Source organism: Hydrogenophaga sp., assembly GCF_011772445.1.
In the GTDB taxonomy this organism is placed as follows: domain Bacteria; phylum Pseudomonadota; class Gammaproteobacteria; order Burkholderiales; family Burkholderiaceae_C; genus Hydrogenophaga.
The window spans coordinates 90,049-107,750 of record NZ_WVZN01000047.1 but is presented as its reverse complement, the minus strand read 5'-3'; the positions used below and the strand labels follow the sequence as shown (position 1 = coordinate 107,750).

19 protein-coding genes are annotated in these 17,702 nt (G+C 69.6%); 6 read left to right on the top strand and 13 right to left on the bottom strand.

The annotated features are described in order from the left end of the window. Positions 1 to 12 precede the first annotated feature (12 nt). Positions 13 to 1,224 carry an efflux RND transporter periplasmic adaptor subunit gene (locus GTO19_RS19740; protein WP_291023998.1) on the bottom strand — a complete coding sequence of 404 codons (1,212 nt, stop codon included), beginning with the start codon at positions 1,222 to 1,224 and terminating at the stop codon, positions 13 to 15. Between the two features lie 113 nt (positions 1,225 to 1,337). Here GTO19_RS19740 and GTO19_RS19735 point away from each other — a divergent pair, with 113 nt between their 5' ends. Continuing rightward, the gene (locus GTO19_RS19735; RefSeq protein ID WP_291023995.1) at positions 1,338 to 2,096 is read left to right on the top strand and encodes a TetR family transcriptional regulator; all 759 of its coding nucleotides are present in this window, start codon (positions 1,338 to 1,340) and stop codon (positions 2,094 to 2,096) included. Here GTO19_RS19735 and GTO19_RS19730 read toward each other — a convergent pair. Genes GTO19_RS19730 through GTO19_RS19695 form a run of 8 tightly spaced genes read right to left on the bottom strand, consistent with a single transcriptional unit; the run spans position 1,994 to position 9,573 of the window. Continuing rightward, positions 1,994 to 3,163, bottom strand: coding sequence for an MFS transporter (locus tag GTO19_RS19730; protein WP_291024499.1), 1,170 nt, complete (start codon positions 3,161 to 3,163; stop codon positions 1,994 to 1,996). The two genes, GTO19_RS19735 and GTO19_RS19730, sit on opposite strands and share 103 nt — an antisense overlap. An 8-nt stretch (positions 3,164 to 3,171) precedes the next feature. Then, a complete protein-coding gene (locus tag GTO19_RS19725) occupies positions 3,172 to 4,560 on the bottom strand; it encodes a DNA recombination protein RmuC (protein WP_291023992.1) in 1,389 nt (462 codons plus the stop codon). Positions 4,561 to 4,562: 2 nt separating this feature from the next. Continuing rightward, positions 4,563 to 5,561: a D-glycerate dehydrogenase gene (locus GTO19_RS19720; protein WP_291023990.1), complete on the bottom strand. Its 999-nt coding sequence runs from the start codon at positions 5,559 to 5,561 to the stop codon at positions 4,563 to 4,565. Positions 5,562 to 5,611: 50 nt separating this feature from the next. Continuing rightward, a complete protein-coding gene (locus GTO19_RS19715; protein WP_291023988.1) occupies positions 5,612 to 7,024 on the bottom strand; it encodes a sodium:proton antiporter in 1,413 nt (470 codons plus the stop codon). 14 nt (positions 7,025 to 7,038) lie between these two features. Beyond that, positions 7,039 to 7,386: an FKBP-type peptidyl-prolyl cis-trans isomerase gene (locus GTO19_RS19710; protein WP_291023986.1), complete on the bottom strand. Its 348-nt coding sequence runs from the start codon at positions 7,384 to 7,386 to the stop codon at positions 7,039 to 7,041. A 35-nt stretch (positions 7,387 to 7,421) separates the two neighbouring features. Beyond that, positions 7,422 to 8,141 (bottom strand): nitroreductase, encoded by a 720-nt coding sequence (locus GTO19_RS19705; protein ID WP_291023983.1) that lies wholly within the window; start codon positions 8,139 to 8,141, stop codon positions 7,422 to 7,424. Then, on the bottom strand, positions 8,138 to 8,581 hold the full coding sequence (locus GTO19_RS19700) for a thioesterase family protein (protein WP_291023980.1): 444 nt from the start codon (positions 8,579 to 8,581) through the stop codon (positions 8,138 to 8,140). Before GTO19_RS19700 ends, GTO19_RS19705 begins: the two co-directional genes overlap by 4 nt. After that, positions 8,578 to 9,573, bottom strand: coding sequence for a histone deacetylase (locus tag GTO19_RS19695; protein WP_291024497.1), 996 nt, complete (start codon positions 9,571 to 9,573; stop codon positions 8,578 to 8,580). Before GTO19_RS19695 ends, GTO19_RS19700 begins: the two co-directional genes overlap by 4 nt. A gap of 248 nt (positions 9,574 to 9,821) precedes the next feature. Between GTO19_RS19695 and GTO19_RS19690 the strand changes: the two genes are divergently transcribed. The 5 genes from GTO19_RS19690 (at position 9,822) to GTO19_RS19670 (ending at position 14,541) form a co-directional block, all read left to right on the top strand. After that, positions 9,822 to 10,364, top strand: coding sequence for a phasin family protein (locus GTO19_RS19690; RefSeq protein WP_291023977.1), 543 nt, complete (start codon positions 9,822 to 9,824; stop codon positions 10,362 to 10,364). A 304-nt stretch (positions 10,365 to 10,668) separates the two neighbouring features. Continuing rightward, positions 10,669 to 12,006, top strand: a complete 1,338-nt coding sequence (locus GTO19_RS19685) for an NAD(P)/FAD-dependent oxidoreductase (RefSeq protein WP_291023974.1) — start codon at positions 10,669 to 10,671, stop codon at positions 12,004 to 12,006. Next, positions 12,003 to 13,001 (top strand): hypothetical protein, encoded by a 999-nt coding sequence (locus tag GTO19_RS19680; protein ID WP_291023971.1) that lies wholly within the window; start codon positions 12,003 to 12,005, stop codon positions 12,999 to 13,001. The genes GTO19_RS19685 and GTO19_RS19680 overlap by 4 nt, the downstream gene beginning before the upstream one ends. After that, complete coding sequence (locus tag GTO19_RS19675) at positions 13,001 to 13,807, top strand: 1-acyl-sn-glycerol-3-phosphate acyltransferase (protein WP_291023969.1); 807 nt, start codon at positions 13,001 to 13,003, stop codon at positions 13,805 to 13,807. The genes GTO19_RS19680 and GTO19_RS19675 overlap by 1 nt, the downstream gene beginning before the upstream one ends. Further along, positions 13,774 to 14,541 (top strand): glycosyltransferase family 2 protein, encoded by a 768-nt coding sequence (locus GTO19_RS19670; protein WP_291023967.1) that lies wholly within the window; start codon positions 13,774 to 13,776, stop codon positions 14,539 to 14,541. The genes GTO19_RS19675 and GTO19_RS19670 overlap by 34 nt, the downstream gene beginning before the upstream one ends. Here the strand turns inward: GTO19_RS19670 and fabG are convergent. The 4 genes from fabG to GTO19_RS19650 are packed head-to-tail and all read right to left on the bottom strand — an operon-like array spanning position 14,522 to position 17,691. Then, complete coding sequence (gene fabG / locus GTO19_RS19665; RefSeq protein WP_291023965.1) at positions 14,522 to 15,241, bottom strand: 3-oxoacyl-ACP reductase FabG; 720 nt, start codon at positions 15,239 to 15,241, stop codon at positions 14,522 to 14,524. The two genes, GTO19_RS19670 and fabG, sit on opposite strands and share 20 nt — an antisense overlap. Then, a complete protein-coding gene (locus tag GTO19_RS19660) occupies positions 15,238 to 15,711 on the bottom strand; it encodes a hydroxymyristoyl-ACP dehydratase (RefSeq protein WP_291023964.1) in 474 nt (157 codons plus the stop codon). Before GTO19_RS19660 ends, fabG begins: the two co-directional genes overlap by 4 nt. Continuing rightward, complete coding sequence (locus tag GTO19_RS19655; RefSeq protein WP_291023961.1) at positions 15,698 to 16,504, bottom strand: beta-ketoacyl synthase chain length factor; 807 nt, start codon at positions 16,502 to 16,504, stop codon at positions 15,698 to 15,700. The genes GTO19_RS19660 and GTO19_RS19655 overlap by 14 nt, the downstream gene beginning before the upstream one ends. Then, entirely contained in the window at positions 16,501 to 17,691 is a 1,191-nt protein-coding gene (locus tag GTO19_RS19650; RefSeq protein ID WP_291023960.1) for a beta-ketoacyl-[acyl-carrier-protein] synthase family protein, read from the bottom strand. Before GTO19_RS19650 ends, GTO19_RS19655 begins: the two co-directional genes overlap by 4 nt. Positions 17,692 to 17,702 lie beyond the last annotated feature (11 nt).

The following is a 17,702-nucleotide window of genomic DNA, read 5'->3' as shown; positions in this document are numbered from 1 at the left end:
CCAGCGCCTCGCTCAGCTCGCCTTGGACGGCGTGGCACCGCCGGATTTCTTGTCACCCGGCTTCTGCCATGGCACGGGCTTGACGGTGCCACCCGGTTGCAGCTTCTGGAAGCCATCGACCATGACCTGCTCGCCGGTCTTGAGGCCATCGGTCACGACCCACTGGCCGTCCTGCTCGCCGCGCACGGTGACGTTGCGCGGCGCGACCTTGCCTTCGCCGTCGACCACCCTCACCGAATCGCCCTGCGCGGTGCGCGTGACGGCCTGCTGCGGCAGCAGCACGGCGTTGCCGGCCGTGGCCTGCTCGATGCGCACGCGCACGTACAGGCCGGGCAGCAGCACGCCATCGGGGTTGGGCACCTCGGCGCGCAGCGTCACCTGGCCGGTGGCGCTGTCGACCGTGAGGTCGGAGAACAGCAGGCGCCCATCGCGGCCGTAGACGGAACCGTCTTCCAGAACAATCTTCACGTGCGCGACCTGGTCGCCCGCGCCCTTGAGCGAGCCGCTCTGGAACGCGCGGCGCAGGCGGTAGACCTCGGAGGCCGACTGCGTGAAGTTCACGTACATGGGGTTGATCTGCTGGATGACGGCCAGCGGTGTGGGCTCGCCCTGCCCCACCAGCGCGCCCTCGGTCACCAGCGCGCGGCCGATGCGCCCGCTGATGGGCGCGGTGACGTTGGCGTAGCCCAGGTTGATGCTGGCGGTCTGCACCGCGGCGCGGCCGGCGGCCACGTCGGCCTCGGCCTGCTTCTGCGCGGCCTGGGCGTTGGCGTATTCCTGCTGGCTGATGGCGTTTTCCTTCACCAGCGGGCCGTAGCGGTCGGCCAGGGCCTTGGCCTGCGTGAGGTTGGCCTCGGCGCGCGCCAGCGTGGCGCGCGCACTCTGCAGCGCGGCGTTGTAAGGCGCAGGGTCGATCTGGAACAGTCGCTGGCCGGCCTTGACCTCGCTGCCCTCGCGGAAGAGACGCTGCTGAAGGATGCCGGCGGCGCGCGCGCGCACCTCGGCCACGCGCGAGGCCTCCAGCCGGCCAGGCAGTTCATTCACGAGGCCGACGTCGCCCAGGGCCACGGTGACCACGCCCACTTCGGGCGGCGGCGGCGCGCCGGCGCCGGCGGCCGGCGCCGCACCGTCCTTCTGGCCGCAGGCGGCGATCAGGGCGGCCAGGGCGATGGCAACAAGGGTCTTGGCCGCGCGGGAACGCGGCAGCGGGAGCGAACTGGGCATGGAATAACCTCGAGGAACGTCGGGCCAGGCACGAAAGCGACGAGTATACATACGTGAATGTATGTATAGTGACGATCTTGTAATCGAAGCCCCCACCTTTTCACGGCCCATTCATGGCACGACGCACCAAAGTCGAAGCACTGGAGACACGCAACCGGCTGCTGGACGCGGCCGAGCGCCTGTTCCAGGCCAAGGGCGTGACCAGCACCACGCTGGGCGACATCGCCACCGCCGCTGGCACCACGCGCGGCGCGGTCTACCACCACTTCAAGGACAAGGCGGACCTGTTCAACGCCATGATGGAGCGCGTGACGCTGCCCATGGAGGACGCGCTGGCCGAAATGGCAAAGGACGCGGGGGAGCAGCAAGACCCCTTGCAATCCCTGCGCCAGGTGATGCTGCACGCCCTGCACCAGATTGCGCACGACGAGCGCACCCGGCGCGTGTTCGAGGTGGCGATGCAGAAGGTGGAGCGCACCGATGAGATGCGCGCCGTGCACGAGCGGCACGTGCAAGTGCTCAATGAGTGCCAGGCGCTGACGCGCACGGCCCTGCGCGAGGCCGTGCACCGCCAGGGTGGCGCGCTGTCCATTTCCCTGCCGGCCGCCACATTGGGCCTGCACGCGCTGATCGATGGCCTGATCCACAACTGGTTGCTCGACCCGCAGGCATTCGAGCTCGCGCGCATCGGGCGGCAGACCCTGGACGCGTATTTGCGCGGGCTGGGTTTCGAACTGCCCTGGGCGCGCCGCGCCAGCGCGCGCACGGCTCAGAAGCGGGTGCGTTCGAGCGGCGCAGGCAGCACCGGCCGCAGGCGCCAGGCCATGGGCGATGCCACGCCCACCACGCCCCCCACGGCCCAGAACACGTAGGCCACGCCCACCGCGGCGCCTGCCGAGCCGAACAGCAGCGGCATCAACACGCTGGAGCCGTTGATGGCCATGGAGCGCAGGCCCAGGGCCTCGCCGTGGCGGTGGGGCGGTGTCATCTGGTGCAGCATGCTCATGATCATGGGCTGCACCGAACCCAGCGCGAATCCCAGCAGCACCGACAGCGCGGCCATGGCACCCGCGGCGTGGGCGAACGGGTAGATGGCGAACAGGGCGGCGGTGGCGCACATGGCCGAGGCGATCACGGCCGACTCGCGCAGGCGCGCTGCAATCCAGGGCATCAGCAGGCGGATGGCCGTGGCCGCGAGCGCGAAGCCGCCCAGGATGGCACCGATGGCGGTGGCGCTCAGGCCGCGCTCGTGGCCCAGCACCGGCACCAGGAAGGTGTGCACGTCCCAGCAGGACGAGAGCATCCAGTTCAGCGCCATCAGGCGGCGGAAATCGGGCTCGCGCAGCAGGTCCCAGGACGATCCGCGCTTCGCGCCCTCGGGCCCGGGCTCACGCGGCAGTTCCTGCGTGCGCCGCACCCACCACCAGGCCAGCCAGGGCAGCAGCGCCAGCACCAGGTAGGCCCAGCGGAACCCCGCGTGGTCGATGACGAAGCCGGCCAGCACCGGCCCCAGGAAGTTGGAGATGGAAGGACCCACGGCCATCCAGCTGAAGACCTGGCGCAGCTCGGTGGCGTCGTGCGCCAGCCGGCCGACGTGGCGCTGCAGCGCGATCATCGCCAGGCCGCTGGCCGCGCCACAGGTGATGGCCGACAGGCACAGCACCCAGAATGCGGGCCAGGCCACGGCCGCCAACGCACCCACGCTGGCCACGGTGACAGCCAGGCGCACCGGGCGCTGCAGGCCGTGGCGGTCGGCGAAGCGGCCGGCCGGCAGCGCCAGGAACACGGGTGCCAGCGCGAACAAGGCGAGCAGCACACCCACCGACCAGGCGCTGTGGCCCTCGCGCAGCGCCATCAGCGGCGCGGCCATGCGAAAGCCCGTCATGCAGGCGTGCACGCTGATCTGCGAGGCGATCAGCCGCGCGAGATCGACACGCAAGCGGGGGTTCACTTGCCCTCGGGCTCGATGGGGTCGCTGTCCAGCGGCAGCAGCGCACTGCTGCGGTCCTGCGGCAACGCCTCCACGGTCTTGAGCGCGCGGCCCATGGCGCGGCTGCGCACTTCGGCCTGGTCCAGTGTGTTGAGCACCGTTTGCGTCTGGCTCTTCACGCGCGCGAGCGTGTCGCCAAACTTGCCGAACTCGGTCTTGACCGCACCCAGCACCTGCCAGACCTCGCTGCTGCGTTTTTCCAGCGCCAGCGTGCGAAAGCCCATCTGCAGCGAGTTGAGCATGGCCATCAACGTGGTGGGCCCGGCCAGGGTGACGCGGTGCTCGCGTTGCAGCAGCTCCATCAGGCCCGGGCGGCGCAGCACCTCGGCGTACAGACCTTCGGTGGGCAGGAACAGGATGGCGAAGTCGGTGGTGTGCGGCGGCTCCAGGTACTTCTCGGCCATGGACCTGGCTTCGAGGCGGATGCGCTGCTCCAGCGCGCGCGCGGCTGCCTCGGCACCGTCCACGTCGGCGCGCTGTTGCGCATCGAGCAGGCGCTCGTAGTCCTCATTGGGAAACTTGGCGTCGATCGGCAGCCAGCACGGCGCGCCGTCGTCTCCACGGCCCGGCAGGCGCACCGCGAAGTCGACCGCGTTGCGCGAGCCGGGGCGCGTGCTCACCTGAGCCGCGTACTGGTCGGGCGCGAACACCTGCTCCAGCAGCGCGGCGAGTTGCGCTTCGCCGAACATGCCGCGCGTCTTCACGTTGGTGAGCAGGTGCTTGAGGTCCCCCACGCCTTGCGCCAGGGTCTGCATCTCGCCCAGGCCCTTGTGCACCTGCTCCAGGCGGTCGGCCACCTGCTTGAAGCTCTCGCCCAGGCGCGCCTGCAGGGTGCTCTGCAGCTTCTCGTCCACCACGGCGCGCATCTCGTCGAGCTTGGCCGCGTTGCCCTGCTGCAGTTGCGTGAGCTGCGCGTCCAGCGTGGTGCGGATCTCGGCCAGGCGGCGCGCATTGGCCTCGCTCATGTCCTGCAGCTGGCGCGTGAGTGCGTCGCCCAGCGCGCCGCGCAACTGCACGAGCTGCTGGGCAAAGCCGTCGAGCTGCGCGTTCTGCGTGCGTGTGGTCTCCGCCGACTGCGCGGTGAGCGACTCCTGGAAGTGATTCAGGCTTTGCTGCTGCTCCAGGCGCGCGTGGCGCGCGTTGTCGGCCACCTCACGGCGCAGCTCGCCCTCGACGTGCTCCACGCGCTGGGTGATCTGGTGCAACTGCGCCAGCACGGTCTGGCGGTGGGCGATCTCGTCCAGTGTGGGCGCCGCGGGTGCGGGTTTGCGCCACCACAGCAAGAGCTGCAGCAGCACGCCCACGCCGGCCAGCGCCAGCAGTGCAATGAGCAGCCAGGTGTCCATGATCAGGTTCGCGCACCCTTTCCGATGATCTCGGCGTTGAGCGGCGTGCGGGGCTTTCCGGTGGTGAGGTAGTCGATCACGTTGTCCGCCGCCAGCATCGCCATGGCACGGCGCGTCTGGATGGTGGCGCTGGCGATGTGCGGCGTGAGCACGACGTTGGGCACGGTGAGCAGGTCGGGGTGCACCTTGGGCTCGCCCTCGAACACGTCCAGCCCTGCGGCGGCGATGCGCCGCTCTTTCAGCGCCTTGGCCAGCGCCGCATCATCGACGATGCCGCCGCGCGCGATGTTGACCAGGGTGGCCGTTGGCTTCATCTGCGCGATCTCGGCCGCGCCGATGGCGTGGTGGCTCTCCTTGCTGTAAGGCAGCACGAGGATGAGGTGGTCGGCCTCGCGCAGCAGCGTGGCCTTGTCCACGTAGCTCGCCTTGCACTCGGCTTCGGTGGTCGCGTCCAGGCGCGAGCGGTTGTGGTAGATCACCTTCATGCCGAAGCCCAGCGCGCCGCGGCGCGCGATGGCCTGGCCGATGCGGCCCATGCCCAGAATGCCCAGCGTGCTGCCGTGCACCTCGGCGCCGGCAAACATGTCCAGGGCCCAGCGGTTCCACTGTCCGGCGCGCAGGAAATGCTCGCTTTCGGTGAGCCGGCGGGCGGTGGCCATGAGCAGCGCGAAGCCGAAGTCGGCCGTGGTCTCGGTGAGCACGTCGGGCGTGTTGGTGGCCAGCACGCCGGCCGCGCTCAGCGCGGGCACGTCGAAGTTGTTGTAGCCCACCGCGATGTTGGCCACGATGCGCAACGAGGGCGCGGCCTGCACGATCGCGCCGTCGATGCGCTCGCTGCCGGTGGTGAGCGCGCCCACCTTGCCCTGCAGGCGCTCGATGAGCTGGGCCGGCGCGAGCACGCCATCGGTGTCGTTGTGGTCGACCTCGAAGTGCTGGCGCAGGTGGTCAACGACGTCGGGAAAGATCTTGCGGCTGATCAGGATGGCGGGCTTGGCGGCCATGCGGCGGGTCTCCTTCTTCGGGTGTTGTTCGGGTGTTGTGCGGACGCGGGTCAGACGAACCAGATCCAGGTGACGATCAGGAACAGCGGCGTGAGGATGCCGACAGACCAGGCCATGTAACCGAAGAAGCTGGGCATCTTCACGCCCCGGTCCTCGGCGATGGCCTTGACCATGAAGTTGGGGGCGTTGCCGATGTAGGTGTTGGCGCCCATGAAGACCGCACCGGCCGAAATGGCCACCAGGGTCGGGCCCAGCGTGGTCATCAGCACCTGCGCATCGCCACCGGCGGTGTTGAAGAACACCAGGTAGGTCGGCGCGTTGTCCAGGAAGGAGCTCAGCACACCCGTGGCCCAGAAGTACATGGCGTTGTTCGGCGAGCCATCGGTGTGCGTGACCGCGCGGATCACTGACGCGAACGGGCCTTCGACGCCTGCCTTGAGCATGGCAATGACGGGGATGATGGTGAGGAAGATGGCCGCGAACAGTTTGGCCACTTCGAGCATCGGGCCCCAGTTGAACTGGTTGCCCTCGTGCGCGCTCTCCGGCGTGATGCGCAGCGAAATCAGTGTGACGATGACCAGACCGACGTCGCGCACGATGCCGGGCAGGCCGACCTCGGTGCCGGCGATGTTGAACACCACCGACGACTTCCACAGGCCGCTCATGAGCACCAGCACCACCACCACGCCCAGCAGGGCGAAGTTGGCTGCGCCGTCGAAGCCCAGGCGCGGCGTGTCCGGGGTCGGGTCGGGCGCGCGGATCTCTTCGCGGGTGCGATAGAACCAGCTGTCCAGCAGGTAGAACAGCAGCAGCAGCGCGCCGACGATGAAGCCGGTCTTGGCCCACAGGTGCTCCAGCGTCCAGAAGAAGCCGACGCCTTTGAGGAAGCCCAGGAACAGTGGTGGGTCGCCCAGCGGCGTGAGCGCGCCGCCTGCGTTGGACACGATGAAGATGAAGAACACCACCACATGCACCTGGTGCTTGCGGTTGTCGTTGGCACGGATCAGTGGGCGGATCAGCAGCATCGAGGCACCCGTCGTGCCCATGAAGCTGGCCAGCACCGCGCCGATGGCGAGGATGCCGGTGTTGAGGGCCGGGCTGCCGTGCAGGTTGCCGCGCACGAAGATGCCACCGGCCACGGTGAACAGGGCCGTGAGCAGGATGATGAAAGGGATGTACTCGGCCAGGGCCGCGTGCACCACCGCGGCGCCCGTGGCCCCGGCGCCGAAGGTGATGGCGAAGGGCACCAGGAAGACCAGCGCCCAGGCGGCCGACACCTTGCCGAAGTGGTGGTGCCAGAACACCGGCGCCACCAGCGGCAGGATGGCGATGGACAGCAGCACACCGGCGAACGGCACGCCCCACAACACCGACAGCTGGCTGCCGTCCAGGTCGGCTGCGGCGGCCAGGCCGGGCAACAGAAGGGTGAACAGGGTCAGCGCCCTGGTCCATTGAAGTCTCACGCGGTGCTCCTTGATCAGACGGCCAGCAGATCGACTTCGAACAGCAGCGTCGCGTTCGGCGGGATCACGCCACCGGCACCGCGCGCGCCGTAGCCCAGCTCGGGCGGGATCACCAGGCGGCGCGTGCCGCCCACTTTCATGCCCTGCACGCCCTCGTCCCAGCCGCGGATGACGTGACCCATGCCGAGCGGGAATTCGAACGGCTGGCCGCGGTCCTTGCTGGAGTCGAACTTGCTGCCGGCCGCGCCGTTGACGAACAGCCAGCCGGTGTAGTGCACCTGCACGGGCCGGCCCGCCTGGGCTTCGTCGCCCTGGCCGACCGTGGTGTCTTCGTATTGCAGGCCGCTCGGGGTGGTGATCATGGGTGTCTCCTGAAAAAGAAAAGGAAGAAGGCGCTTCAACCCAGCCAGCGCGTGAACGCCGACACCGGCTCGCGCGGCGTGTGGAACCCGTTGACGGGCGCGTCGGGGTCGGCGAAGCCCAGCGCCATGCCGCAGACCAGCATCTCGTCGGCGCCCGCACCGATGTGCGGCAGGATGATCTTCGCGAAGCCGTTCCAGGCCGCCTGGGGGCAGGTGTGAAGACCCTGGCCGCGCGCGGCGACCATGATGTTCTGCATGAACATGCCGTAGTCCACGAGGGACCCGCGCCCCATCACACGGTCCAGGGTGAACATCAGGCCCACAGGTGCGTCGAAGAAGCGGAAGTTGCGGTGGTGCTGGGCATGCATCTTGTCTTTCTCGCCCTTGGCGATGCCCAGCAGACCATACAGGCCCCAGCCGTTTTCGCGGCGGCGGTCGATGTAGGGGCTGACCCATTTCTCGGGGTAGTAGTCGTATTCCTCGCGGTAGTCGGCGGCCAGCGCGGGGTTGGCGTAAATCGCATCGTGCGCAGCGCAGACCTTGGCCACCAGGTCGTCTCGCGAGGCGTTCTGCAGCACATACACGCGCCAGGGCTGGGTGTTGGTGCCCGAGGGCGCGCGGCTCGCCACCTGCAGGATGTGCTCGATGGACTCGCGCGGCACCGGCGTGGGCAGGAAGGCGCGCGTGGACATGCGGCTGGTGATGGCGGCATCGACGCTCGCGGGGTCGATCGACACGGGCTCGGCAAGGTTCATCGAAGGGTCTCCAGGGTCTTCTTCAAGGCATCCGGCAGGGGCACGGGCCGGCGGCTGGCGCGGTCCACATAGACGTGAACGAAATGGCCGTGCGCCGCGGTGCGCTCGGCACCCTCGGCGAACAGCCCGACCTCGTAGCGCACGCTGGAGTTCCCGAGGTGCGCCACGCGCAGGCCGGCCCACACGGTCTGTGGGAAGGCCAGCGGTTCGAAATAGTGGCACTGCGTCTCCACCACCAGGCCGATCACGCCGCCCGCGTGAATGTCCAGTGCGCCCGACTCGATCAGGTGCGCATTGACGGCCGTGTCGAACCAGCCGTAGTAGACGACGTTGTTGACGTGGCCATAGATGTCGTTGTCGGCCCAGCGCGTGCCGATGGCCCGGAAGACACGGTAGTCGCTGCGGGGCCGGGCCTGGGGTCGGGAAGCCGGTGCGGTCATGGCGCCGGATTGTGCCAGCGCGTACCCAGGGGGGTGGCCGCGGCCTCGGCCGCGAGTGCCTGGCCCTGCCATCGGCGCTCGAACGTCAGCGCGGTGCGATAGGTGTTGACTTGCACCTGCAGGGTGGCCTCCATGTCGTGGCCATAGCCGCCGCCCATGGCAAAGACCAAGGGCAGGCGGCGCGACCAGGCCCACTCCATGACGCGCCGGTCGCGCGCCTCCAGGCCATCGAAGCTCAATTTCAGGCGTCCGAGCCGATCGCCCTCGTGCGGGTCGGCGCCGGCCAGGTAGAGCACCAGCTCGGGCTCGAAGCGGTGGTCCAGTTCGTCCAGTGCCAGTTCCAGTGCGTGGAGGTAGTCATCGTCTGCGCAACCATCGGGCAACTCCACATCGAGGTCGCTCGGCTCCTTGCGGAAGGGAAAGTTCTTCGCGCCATGCAGCGACAGCGTGAACACGCTGGCATCGCCCGCGAAGATGCGCGCCGTGCCGTTGCCCTGGTGCACGTCCAGGTCGATGATGGCCACGCGCAGCGGCTGGTGTATGCCGTGGCGGCTGGCGTGCTCGGCCTGCATGAGCCGTGCCGCGACGGCGAAGTCGTTGAAGACGCAGAAGCCGCCGCCCTTGTCGGCATAAGCGTGGTGCGTGCCCCCCGCGAGATTGGCCGCCAGGCCGCCGCCCTGCCCCATCACCCGTCGAGCGGCCTGCAGCGTCGCGCCCACCGAGCGGCGCGCGCGCTCGGCCATGGCCGGGCTCCAGGGAAAACCGATTTCGCGCTGCAGCAGCGGGCTCAGCGCGCCGCTGGCCACGGCGTCGATGTAGGCCGGTGTGTGCACGAGCGCCAGCTCGTCGTCGCTGGCAGGCAGCGCCTCGTGCATCTCCACCTCGGGCAGCTCCCGGGCCAGTCGTTCGCGCAGACGGGCGTACTTGGCCATGGGAAAGCGGTGCCCGCTGGGCAGGGGCAGCACGAAATGGTCGGCGTAGAAGGCGTGCACGGGGCGGTCGGGAAGGCTGCGGCGCATTGTGGGCGGGGTTCGAAGCCGCAGCACAACCGCCGGATTTAGAAAGCCCTCTCCAAATTGTTGCGGCGCAGCAAAAAGGGCTTGCGCTCCTGCGCCGGGTCCTGAATAATCCGACCCATGTTGCAGCGCAGCATAACGAGCGGGAGCACCGCTCGAACGGGGCCTCAGCCCCCCACGCCGCAACCGCTGTTGTCCCTCATCCACCCCTCAGGAGAATCCTCATGCTGACCGCCGAACAAATCGTCGCCGCCCAGAAGTCCCAGATGGACACCCTCTTCGGCCTGACCCAGAAGGCTTTCGAAGGCGTCGAGAAACTGGTTGAACTCAACCTGCAAGCCACCAAGGCCGCGCTGTCCGAGTCCGCCAACAACGCCCAGGCCCTGCTGAGCGTCAAGGACGCCCAGGAACTGCTGAACCTGCAAGCCAGCATGGTGCAGCCCCTGGCCGAGAAGACCGTGGCCTACAGCCGCCACCTGTACGACATCGCCTCCGGCACCGGCGCCGAGTTCAGCAAGGCCGCCGAAGCCACCGCCAGTGACGCACAGAAGAAATTCATGGCCGTCGTCGACAACGCTTCCAAGAACGCCCCCGCCGGCTCCGAAACCGCCGTGGCCGTGATGAAGAGTGCCGTCTCCGCTGCCAACAACGCCATCGAATCGGTGCAGAAGGCTGTCAAGCAAGCCACCGACATGGCCGAAGCCAACTTCAACACCGTGGCCGCCACCGCCGTGAACGCCACCAAGACCGCCGCCAAGAAGCGCTGAAATAGCACAAGCTTGCTGCCGTTGATCGCGGGACTTGACATTTCGTCGCCCGCCCACAATTGGATCAACAAGACAGTTTTAGCCTGAGCGCCCAAGGTTTTGCTGTCATCGGTTTTTTCTGGTTGTCTCCTCGGGTCCTTTTCGAAATTCGGTTTCATCGGACCCTTCAATGCCCTCACCACACGGTGAGGGCTTTTTTTTGGTTACATGCCCCCGGGTGAAGCCCCGGGACGGGCCTCCTAGAATGCCTGGGACCGAGCGCCACGCGACCGCGGACGGCGCGCTCGATGAACAACGAGGTTCCATGCAAGAGGCGGGTGTCACGCAGCGCGACTGCGATGTTCTGGTGATCGGCGGCGGGCCCGCGGGCTCCACGGTCTCCACGCTGCTGGCGCGCCAGGGGCACCATGTGGTGCTGCTGGACAAGGACCGGCACCCCCGCTTTCACATCGGAGAGTCGCTGCTGCCGGCCAATCTGCCCTTGCTGGAACGGCTGGGTGTGGGCGACGCGATCCGGGCCATCGGCATGCACAAGCCCGGAGCGGAATTCGTCTCTCCCGACCACAGCCGTGCGCGGGTCTACCACTTTGCCGACGCCTGGGACAAGTCCCTGCCCGCGGCCTACCAGGTCAAGCGCGCGGACTTCGACCATGTGCTGCTGCGCAACGCCGCCGACCACGGCGTGGAGGTGCACGAGGCCACGTTGGCCCGGGACCTGCGCTGGTCGACCGATGCCCAGCGTGCCGAATCGGTCACCTCGGTGGACGAGCGCGGCCGCGTCACGCAATGGCGGCCCCGCTTTCTGGTGGATGCCTCGGGACGCGACACCTTTCTGGCCGGCCGGCTCAAGAGCAAGGAAAAGAACCCCGACCACAACAGCGCCGCGGTGTACGCGCACTTCCAGGGCGCGCGCCGGCTGACAGGCGCCGACGAAGGCAACATCACCGTCTTCTGGTTCGACCACGGCTGGTTCTGGTTCATTCCGCTGAACGACGGTGCAACGAGCGTGGGCATGGTCACCTGGCCGTACCACATGAAGACCCGGGGTGGTCGCGATCTGCAGGCGTTCCTGCTCGACAACATCCGCAGCTGCCCGGCGTTGGCCGAGCGCCTGGCCGAGGCCGAGCCCATCACCGCCGCCGAGGCCACGGGCAACTACTCCTACCGCTCCACGCTGAGCCATGGCGAAGGCTTCCTGCTGCTGGGCGACGCTTACGCCTTCATCGACCCGGTGTTCTCCTCGGGCGTCTGGCTGGCCATGAGCAGCGCCGAAATCGGGGCCCGCACGGTCGACACCTGCCTGCGCGAGCCCGCGTGCGCGCCGCAGGCCCGGCGCCTGTTCGATCGGCACATGCGCCATGGCCCACGCGAGTTTTCCTGGTTCATCTACCGCATGACCAACCCCACCATGCGCGGCTTCTTCATGGATCCGCACAACCCTTTGCGCATGAAAGAGGCGCTGCTGTCGGTGCTGGCCGGCGACCTGTTCGGGCGCACGCCGATCTGGCCTTCTCTGTGGGCCTTCAAGGGCCTGTATTTCGCGGTCAACCTGGGCAACCCCCTGCGAACCTGGCGGGCCTGGCGGCAACGCCGGCGCAACATCCGGCCCATGCCGACGGCCAACGCCCGCTCGAACCCATGAGCGGCTTGCAATGGCTCACGCTGCGCGTGGTCGAGGCGTCGACCACGCACACCGTGCTGGGCGGCGCGGCCCTGCCCGACGCGCAAGGCACGCCGGGCTGGCCCGAACAGCGCTTGCGCATGGCCGTCGAGGGCGGCAGCGACGCGACCTGGCGTGAAGCCTGGTGCACCGACGGCCCCCTGCGACAAGGACAGGCCCCGGGTCTGCAATGGCGCTGCGGCCGCGACCTGCTGTACGGTCTGATCGAACTCGACGAACCTGCGCCCGATGCGCCCGAACGGGGCAAGCACCTGCGCGAGCGCACGCGCGAGGCCTACCTGCGCCTGTTCGCCCTGTTGAGCGATCAGGGCACGCCACACCTCTGGCGCGTGTGGAACTTCATGGCCGACATCAACCGCGACGAAGAGGGCCTGGAGCGTTACCGCTGGTTCAACCTGGGCCGGCACGACGCCTGCTCGGCCGTCGGTGCCGCCAGCGCCGCCCAGATGCCGGCGGCCAGCGCCCTCGGTTGGGCCCGGGGGCCGTTGTCAATCGCCTTTCTCGCCGGGCGCGTGCCCCCGCGCCCGATCGAGAACCCGCGCCAAGTGAGCGCCTTTCACTACCCCGGCGACTACGGGCCGCGCCCCCCGCTGTTCGCGCGTGCGGCGCTGGCCGAATCGGGGAGCGGCGAATGGCTGTTCGTGTCGGGCACGGCCAGCATCGTGGGTCACCGGACCGTGCACCCGGGCGACGTGGTCGCGCAATGCGAAGAATCCGCCCGCAACGTGCTGGCGGTGCTGGAACAGGCCAACCGCACGACGCGCACGGCCGGCCACCGCCCCGAGGCGCTGACCCACCGTGTGTACGTGCGCCACGCGGCCGACTTCCCCGTGGTGCGCCGCGCCCTGGAGCGCTGCCTGGGTGGCGCGGGCCTCACGCTCGTGCAGGCCGACATCTGCCGCCCCGACCTGCTGGTCGAGGTGGAGTCCGTGGCCCATGGTCGCCTGCTGACTTGATGCGGCTCGCCCTGCCACGGACGGCCCAGGCGCTACAGGCGCTGCGCGAGCACATCGCCATGGGGATCGGCCTGGGCACGCTTGCGCTGCTGTGCCTGAGCTGGTCGCCGATCGCCCTGCTCCTGTACCGCGCACTGCCCCGCCGCTGGGGCCAGCCCCTGGGGCGCCAGGTGGCCACGCGGTGCTTCCGCTTCTACCTGGGCGTGCTGCGCGTGGCCTGCGGCTGCCGCTTCGACCTGGACGCGCTCGACGAACTGGCCACGCGCGGGCCAGCGGTCATCGTGGCCAACCACCCCAGCCTGCTCGACGCCCTGCTGCTGATTTCGCGCCTGCCCCATGCGGTCTGCATCATGAAGGCCGGCCTCATGGACAACCCGATGTTCGGCGCGGGCGCCCGGCTGGCGGGCTACATTCGCAACGACAGCCTGCTGCACGTGATCCTGCACTGCCGCGCGGCCGTGCGCGAAGGCGCGCACGTCATCGTGTTTCCGGAAGGCACCCGCACCACCGAGGCTCCGATGAACCGCATCCCCGTCTCCATCGGCCTGCTGGCGGTGCGCGCGCAGATGCCCGTGCAGACGGTGCTGCTCGACTACTCCAGTCCCTACCTCGGCAAGGCCTGGCCGCTGTGGCGCCGTCCGGATCTGCCCCTGCAGGTGCGCGCGCGGCTGGGCCGGCGCTTCGAGCCGCCCAGCGACGCCCAGGCCTTCACCGACGAACTGCAGCGCCACTTCGACCAGGCCCTGAGCGCCCAGCCTTCTTGCCCGAATCCATGCCCCAAGCCTCCAGCACCCACCTCGTCCTGATCCCGGCCTACAACCCGGGCGAGCTGCTCGCCCGCACGGTGCGCGCCGCGCGGGCCCAATGGGCACCCGTGTGGGTCGTGGTCGATGGCAGCACCGACGGCTCGACCGCCACCGTGCAGGCCATGGCCGCGCAGGACCCGCACCTGCGCGTGATCGTGCTGCCGAGCAACCAGGGCAAGGGCGCGGCCGTGCTCGAGGGCCTCGAGGCCGCGGCCAGGTCCGGCTTCACCCACGCGCTCACCATGGACGCCGACGGCCAACACCCGGCCGAGTTGATCCCGTCGTTCATGGCCACATCGGTCGCCAGTCCCGATGCCATGGTGCTGGGCAGGCCCGTGTTCGGCCCGGAGGCCCCTGCGCTGCGCGTGCAGGGGCGCCGCATCTCCAACGCCTGGGCCGACATGGAAACCCTGGGCATGGGCATCGGCGATTCGCTCTACGGCTTTCGCGTGTACCCGGTGCGCGCGCTGATCGACGTGATGCGGTCCACGCGCTTCATGCGCCGCTTCGACTTCGACCCCGAGGCCGTGGTGCGCCTGTGCTGGGCGGGCGTGCGCCCGATCAACGTGGACGCACCGGTGCGCTACCTCGCGCCCGACGAAGGCGGCGTGTCCCACTTCAAGTACGTGCGCGACAACCTGCTGCTGACGTGGATGCACAGCCGCCTGTGGTGGGGCTTCGTCTTCCGTCTGCCGATGCTGCTGGCGCGCCGGCTCAGGCCATCGCGCCGTTGATGCCGATCACCTGCCCGCTGATGTAGCCCGCGCGCTCGGACGCGAGGAAGGCCACGAGCTCGGCCACTTCGTCGGCGCGGCCCGCGCGCTGCATGGGTACCAGTTGCTTCACGGCGGCGGCGTCGAACTGGCCTTCGGCCATGCCGCTGTCGATGAGGCCCGGCGCCACCGCGTTGACGGTGATGCCCCGCGCGGCCACCTCCAGCGCGAGCGAGCGGCCCGCGGCGTGCAGCGCGGCCTTGGCCGCCGAGTAGTTGACCTGCCCACGGTTGCCCAGCACGCCCGCGACCGAGGTGATGTTGATCACCCGCCCCCAGCGCGTGCGGATCATGGGCAACATGAGCGGCTGCGTGACGTTGAAGAAGCCGTTGAGCGAGACGTCGAGCACGCGGTCCCACTGATCGCCCGTCATGCCGGGAAAGACGGCGTCGTCGTGCACGCCGGCGTTGTTCACCAGCACCTGCACGGTGCCCTGCTCGGTCAATTCCGCCAGGGCCGCGGCGCAGGCGGCGCGGTCGGTCACGTCGAAGCGCAAGGCGCGCGCCTGGCCGCCCGCGGCGCGGATGCGGTCAACCACCGCCTGGGCGCGTTCCAGGCCCTGGTTGGCGTGCACCAGCACCTCCAGCCCGTCCTGCGCCAGGCGCTGCGCGATGGCCGATCCCAGGCCACCGCTGCCCCCCGTGACAAGCGCGCGCTTCATGGCCGGGCCTCGCCGGCATCGAGCACAACCGCCGCGCGGCCATCGGCCACCGCGCCGCGTGCGCCGTCGACGCGGAAGGCATAGAGCACGTTGCGGGCATCGCCCGACAGGCGCTCGGCGTGCACACGCAGCGGTGCGTCGCTGGCGGTGATGGTGTCCAGGTGCAGGTTCACGCCGCGCACGCTGGCCAGGTAGCCGGCTTTCGGCGCTTCGTTCATGCCCGCCACCAGGGCGCCGTGCACCGCCATGGCCTGCGCGGCGTATTCGACGGCGTTCACCGCGCCCAGGCCGCCATCGGCCGCGCGCAGCGGGTGCGCGCCCAGGCCTTCAAGCCGCGCTTCGCACTCGATCGCCTCGGGCGACCAATGCCGCACGGCGTCGAGCAGGCACATGTCGAACTGGTGAGGGATGCGCCGGGCGATCCACGCGCGGTCAAGCGGCGCGTGCGGGGTCAGGTCAGGGGTGGTCATGGTCAGCGGGCGTGAACTGTACACGCAGCCGCTGAGGGGTGAGGTAGTCGATGACCACGGGGCGCTCGTCGCGCCGTGCAATGCGTTCCAGCAAGGGCAGGCAGCGCAAGGCGGGGAAGTCGGTGCGCAGGGCGTCGAGTGGCGCCTGCGACATGGCTTCGGGTGCGTCGGGGACCACCGCGGTGCGCAGCGTGCCCAGGCTGTGCCCGCGGGGCTCGCGGCCCAGCCAGAACGCCACGCCCGCGGCGTCGGGCATGGGGCGGCAGCTGTGCAAGGGCTCGGGGTATTCGCTGTCGTAGGCCACCAGCAGCAACTCGCCACCGTCGCAGGCGAGCTGGCCCAGCGCGTCGATCCAGCCGGCGCCAAAACTCGCGTCGTGCGCGCAGAGCACCTGGCTGGGCGCCATGGAGCGGGTGGCAATGCCCCAGTACCCGGCCGCCGCGTTGTGCACCGAGTTGTGGAAGCGCGTGGGGGAAATGGCGCGGTCCTCGCCCGCGAGCTGCTCGCACAGCGCGTGGCAGTTGTGGCCGTCCGCGCCCGATGAGGTGAACACCGTGGCGATGTCGCTCGCGTCGTGCCCCTTCAGCGCGCCCAGGCCCAGGGCAAGGGCCACGCGCACCGTGCGGCTGGCGCGCCGGCGTTCGGCGGCGGGCAAGGCCTCGGCCGGCGGCAGCACCGACGGCGCCTGGACCCAGGCCTGTTCACCGCGCAGCACGGGCGCCGCCTGCGCCCAGTCGGGCAGACCGGGGGCGATGACCGCCAGACCGTGCAGCCAGAGCTTGTCGCTGCTCATGCGTCCCCCTTGCCGAACACCAGGCTGCAATTGCTGCCGCCAAAACCGAAAGAGTTGGACAGCGCGTACCGCAGCCCGGGTGCTGGGGCACCCCGCAGGCGGTAGTCCACCTCGATCGCCGGGTCGGGCGTCTGTGTGCCGGGGCTGCCGGGCACCCGGGACTCGCCCAGGGCGATGGCGCAGACCACGGCTTCCAGTGCGCCCGCCGCACCCAGCGTGTGCCCCGTGGCGCCCTTGGTGGACGAACACGGCACGCCGCGCCCGAACAGCGCGGCCACGGCCTGTCCCTCGGCGGCGTCGTTGGCGGGCGTGCCGGTGCCGTGCAGGTTGATGTAGCCGATGTCCGCGGCCCTCAGGCCGGCCGAGCGCAGCGCCGCGGCCATGGCGCGCTGCGCGCCCAGCCCTTGCGGGTGCGGCGCCGACATGTGGTGCGCGTCGCTCGATTCGCCGGCACCGAGCAGCCGGACGTCCGCCGGCGCGTCGCCACGCTCGAGCAGCGCGAAGGCCGCGGCCTCGCCGACGGAGATGCCGTCGCGCCGCGCATCGCCCGGGCGACAGGGTTCGGGCGAGGTGAGCTGCAGCGAGGCGAAGCCGTACAGCGTGGTGAGGCACAGGGAGTCGACCCCGCCGACTACGGCGGCGTCGATGGTGCCGAGTTGCAACTGGCGCGCCGCTGCGGCGAACACCTTGGCGCTGGACGAGCAGGCACTGGACAGGCTCATGGCCATGCCCTCGATGCCGAAGGCTTCGCGCACGAAAGCGCTGACCGAGTGGATGTTGTGGGTGTGCTCGTAACGGAACCATGCGGGCAGCGCACCCGTGACCGGGTCGCGCTCGCGGTAGGCCAGTTCGGTCTGCAGCACCCCCGAGGTGCTGGTGCCGATGAACACGCCCACGCGAGCGGCGCCATGGCGCGCGATGGCCTCGCGCACACGTTCGGCAAAGCCGTCCTGCTGAAGGCCCAGCCAGGCCAGGCGGTTGTTGCGGCAGTCGAAGGCGCGCAGATCGTCGGGCAGCGCCACCTCGTCGACACCGGCGACTTCGCCGATCCAGGTGGGCAGGTTCACGGTTTCGAAACGGCAGGGCGTGAGGCCACTGCGCGATTCGCGCAGCGCGAGCGCGTGCGCGGCGACGCCACGCCCCAGGCAGGACGTGGCGGTATGGGCGGTGAGGGAAACGGCTGGCATGGCGCGGAGTG

Coding starts and splice junctions, on each gene's coding strand:
- GTO19_RS19740 (WP_291023998.1), bottom strand. CDS start 1,224: ATGCCCAGTTCGCTCCCGCTGCCGCGTTCCCGCGCGGCCAAGACCCTT.
- GTO19_RS19735 (WP_291023995.1), top strand. CDS start 1,338: ATGGCACGACGCACCAAAGTCGAAGCACTGGAGACACGCAACCGGCTG.
- GTO19_RS19725 (WP_291023992.1), bottom strand. CDS start 4,560: ATGGACACCTGGCTGCTCATTGCACTGCTGGCGCTGGCCGGCGTGGGC.
- GTO19_RS19720 (WP_291023990.1), bottom strand. CDS start 5,561: ATGGCCGCCAAGCCCGCCATCCTGATCAGCCGCAAGATCTTTCCCGAC.
- GTO19_RS19710 (WP_291023986.1), bottom strand. CDS start 7,386: ATGATCACCACCCCGAGCGGCCTGCAATACGAAGACACCACGGTCGGC.
- GTO19_RS19705 (WP_291023983.1), bottom strand. CDS start 8,141: ATGAACCTTGCCGAGCCCGTGTCGATCGACCCCGCGAGCGTCGATGCC.
- GTO19_RS19700 (WP_291023980.1), bottom strand. CDS start 8,581: ATGACCGCACCGGCTTCCCGACCCCAGGCCCGGCCCCGCAGCGACTAC.
- GTO19_RS19690 (WP_291023977.1), top strand. CDS start 9,822: ATGCTGACCGCCGAACAAATCGTCGCCGCCCAGAAGTCCCAGATGGAC.
- GTO19_RS19685 (WP_291023974.1), top strand. CDS start 10,669: ATGCAAGAGGCGGGTGTCACGCAGCGCGACTGCGATGTTCTGGTGATC.
- GTO19_RS19680 (WP_291023971.1), top strand. CDS start 12,003: ATGAGCGGCTTGCAATGGCTCACGCTGCGCGTGGTCGAGGCGTCGACC.
- GTO19_RS19675 (WP_291023969.1), top strand. CDS start 13,001: ATGCGGCTCGCCCTGCCACGGACGGCCCAGGCGCTACAGGCGCTGCGC.
- GTO19_RS19670 (WP_291023967.1), top strand. CDS start 13,774: ATGCCCCAAGCCTCCAGCACCCACCTCGTCCTGATCCCGGCCTACAAC.
- fabG (WP_291023965.1), bottom strand. CDS start 15,241: ATGAAGCGCGCGCTTGTCACGGGGGGCAGCGGTGGCCTGGGATCGGCC.
- GTO19_RS19660 (WP_291023964.1), bottom strand. CDS start 15,711: ATGACCACCCCTGACCTGACCCCGCACGCGCCGCTTGACCGCGCGTGG.
- GTO19_RS19655 (WP_291023961.1), bottom strand. CDS start 16,504: ATGAGCAGCGACAAGCTCTGGCTGCACGGTCTGGCGGTCATCGCCCCC.
- GTO19_RS19650 (WP_291023960.1), bottom strand. CDS start 17,691: ATGCCAGCCGTTTCCCTCACCGCCCATACCGCCACGTCCTGCCTGGGG.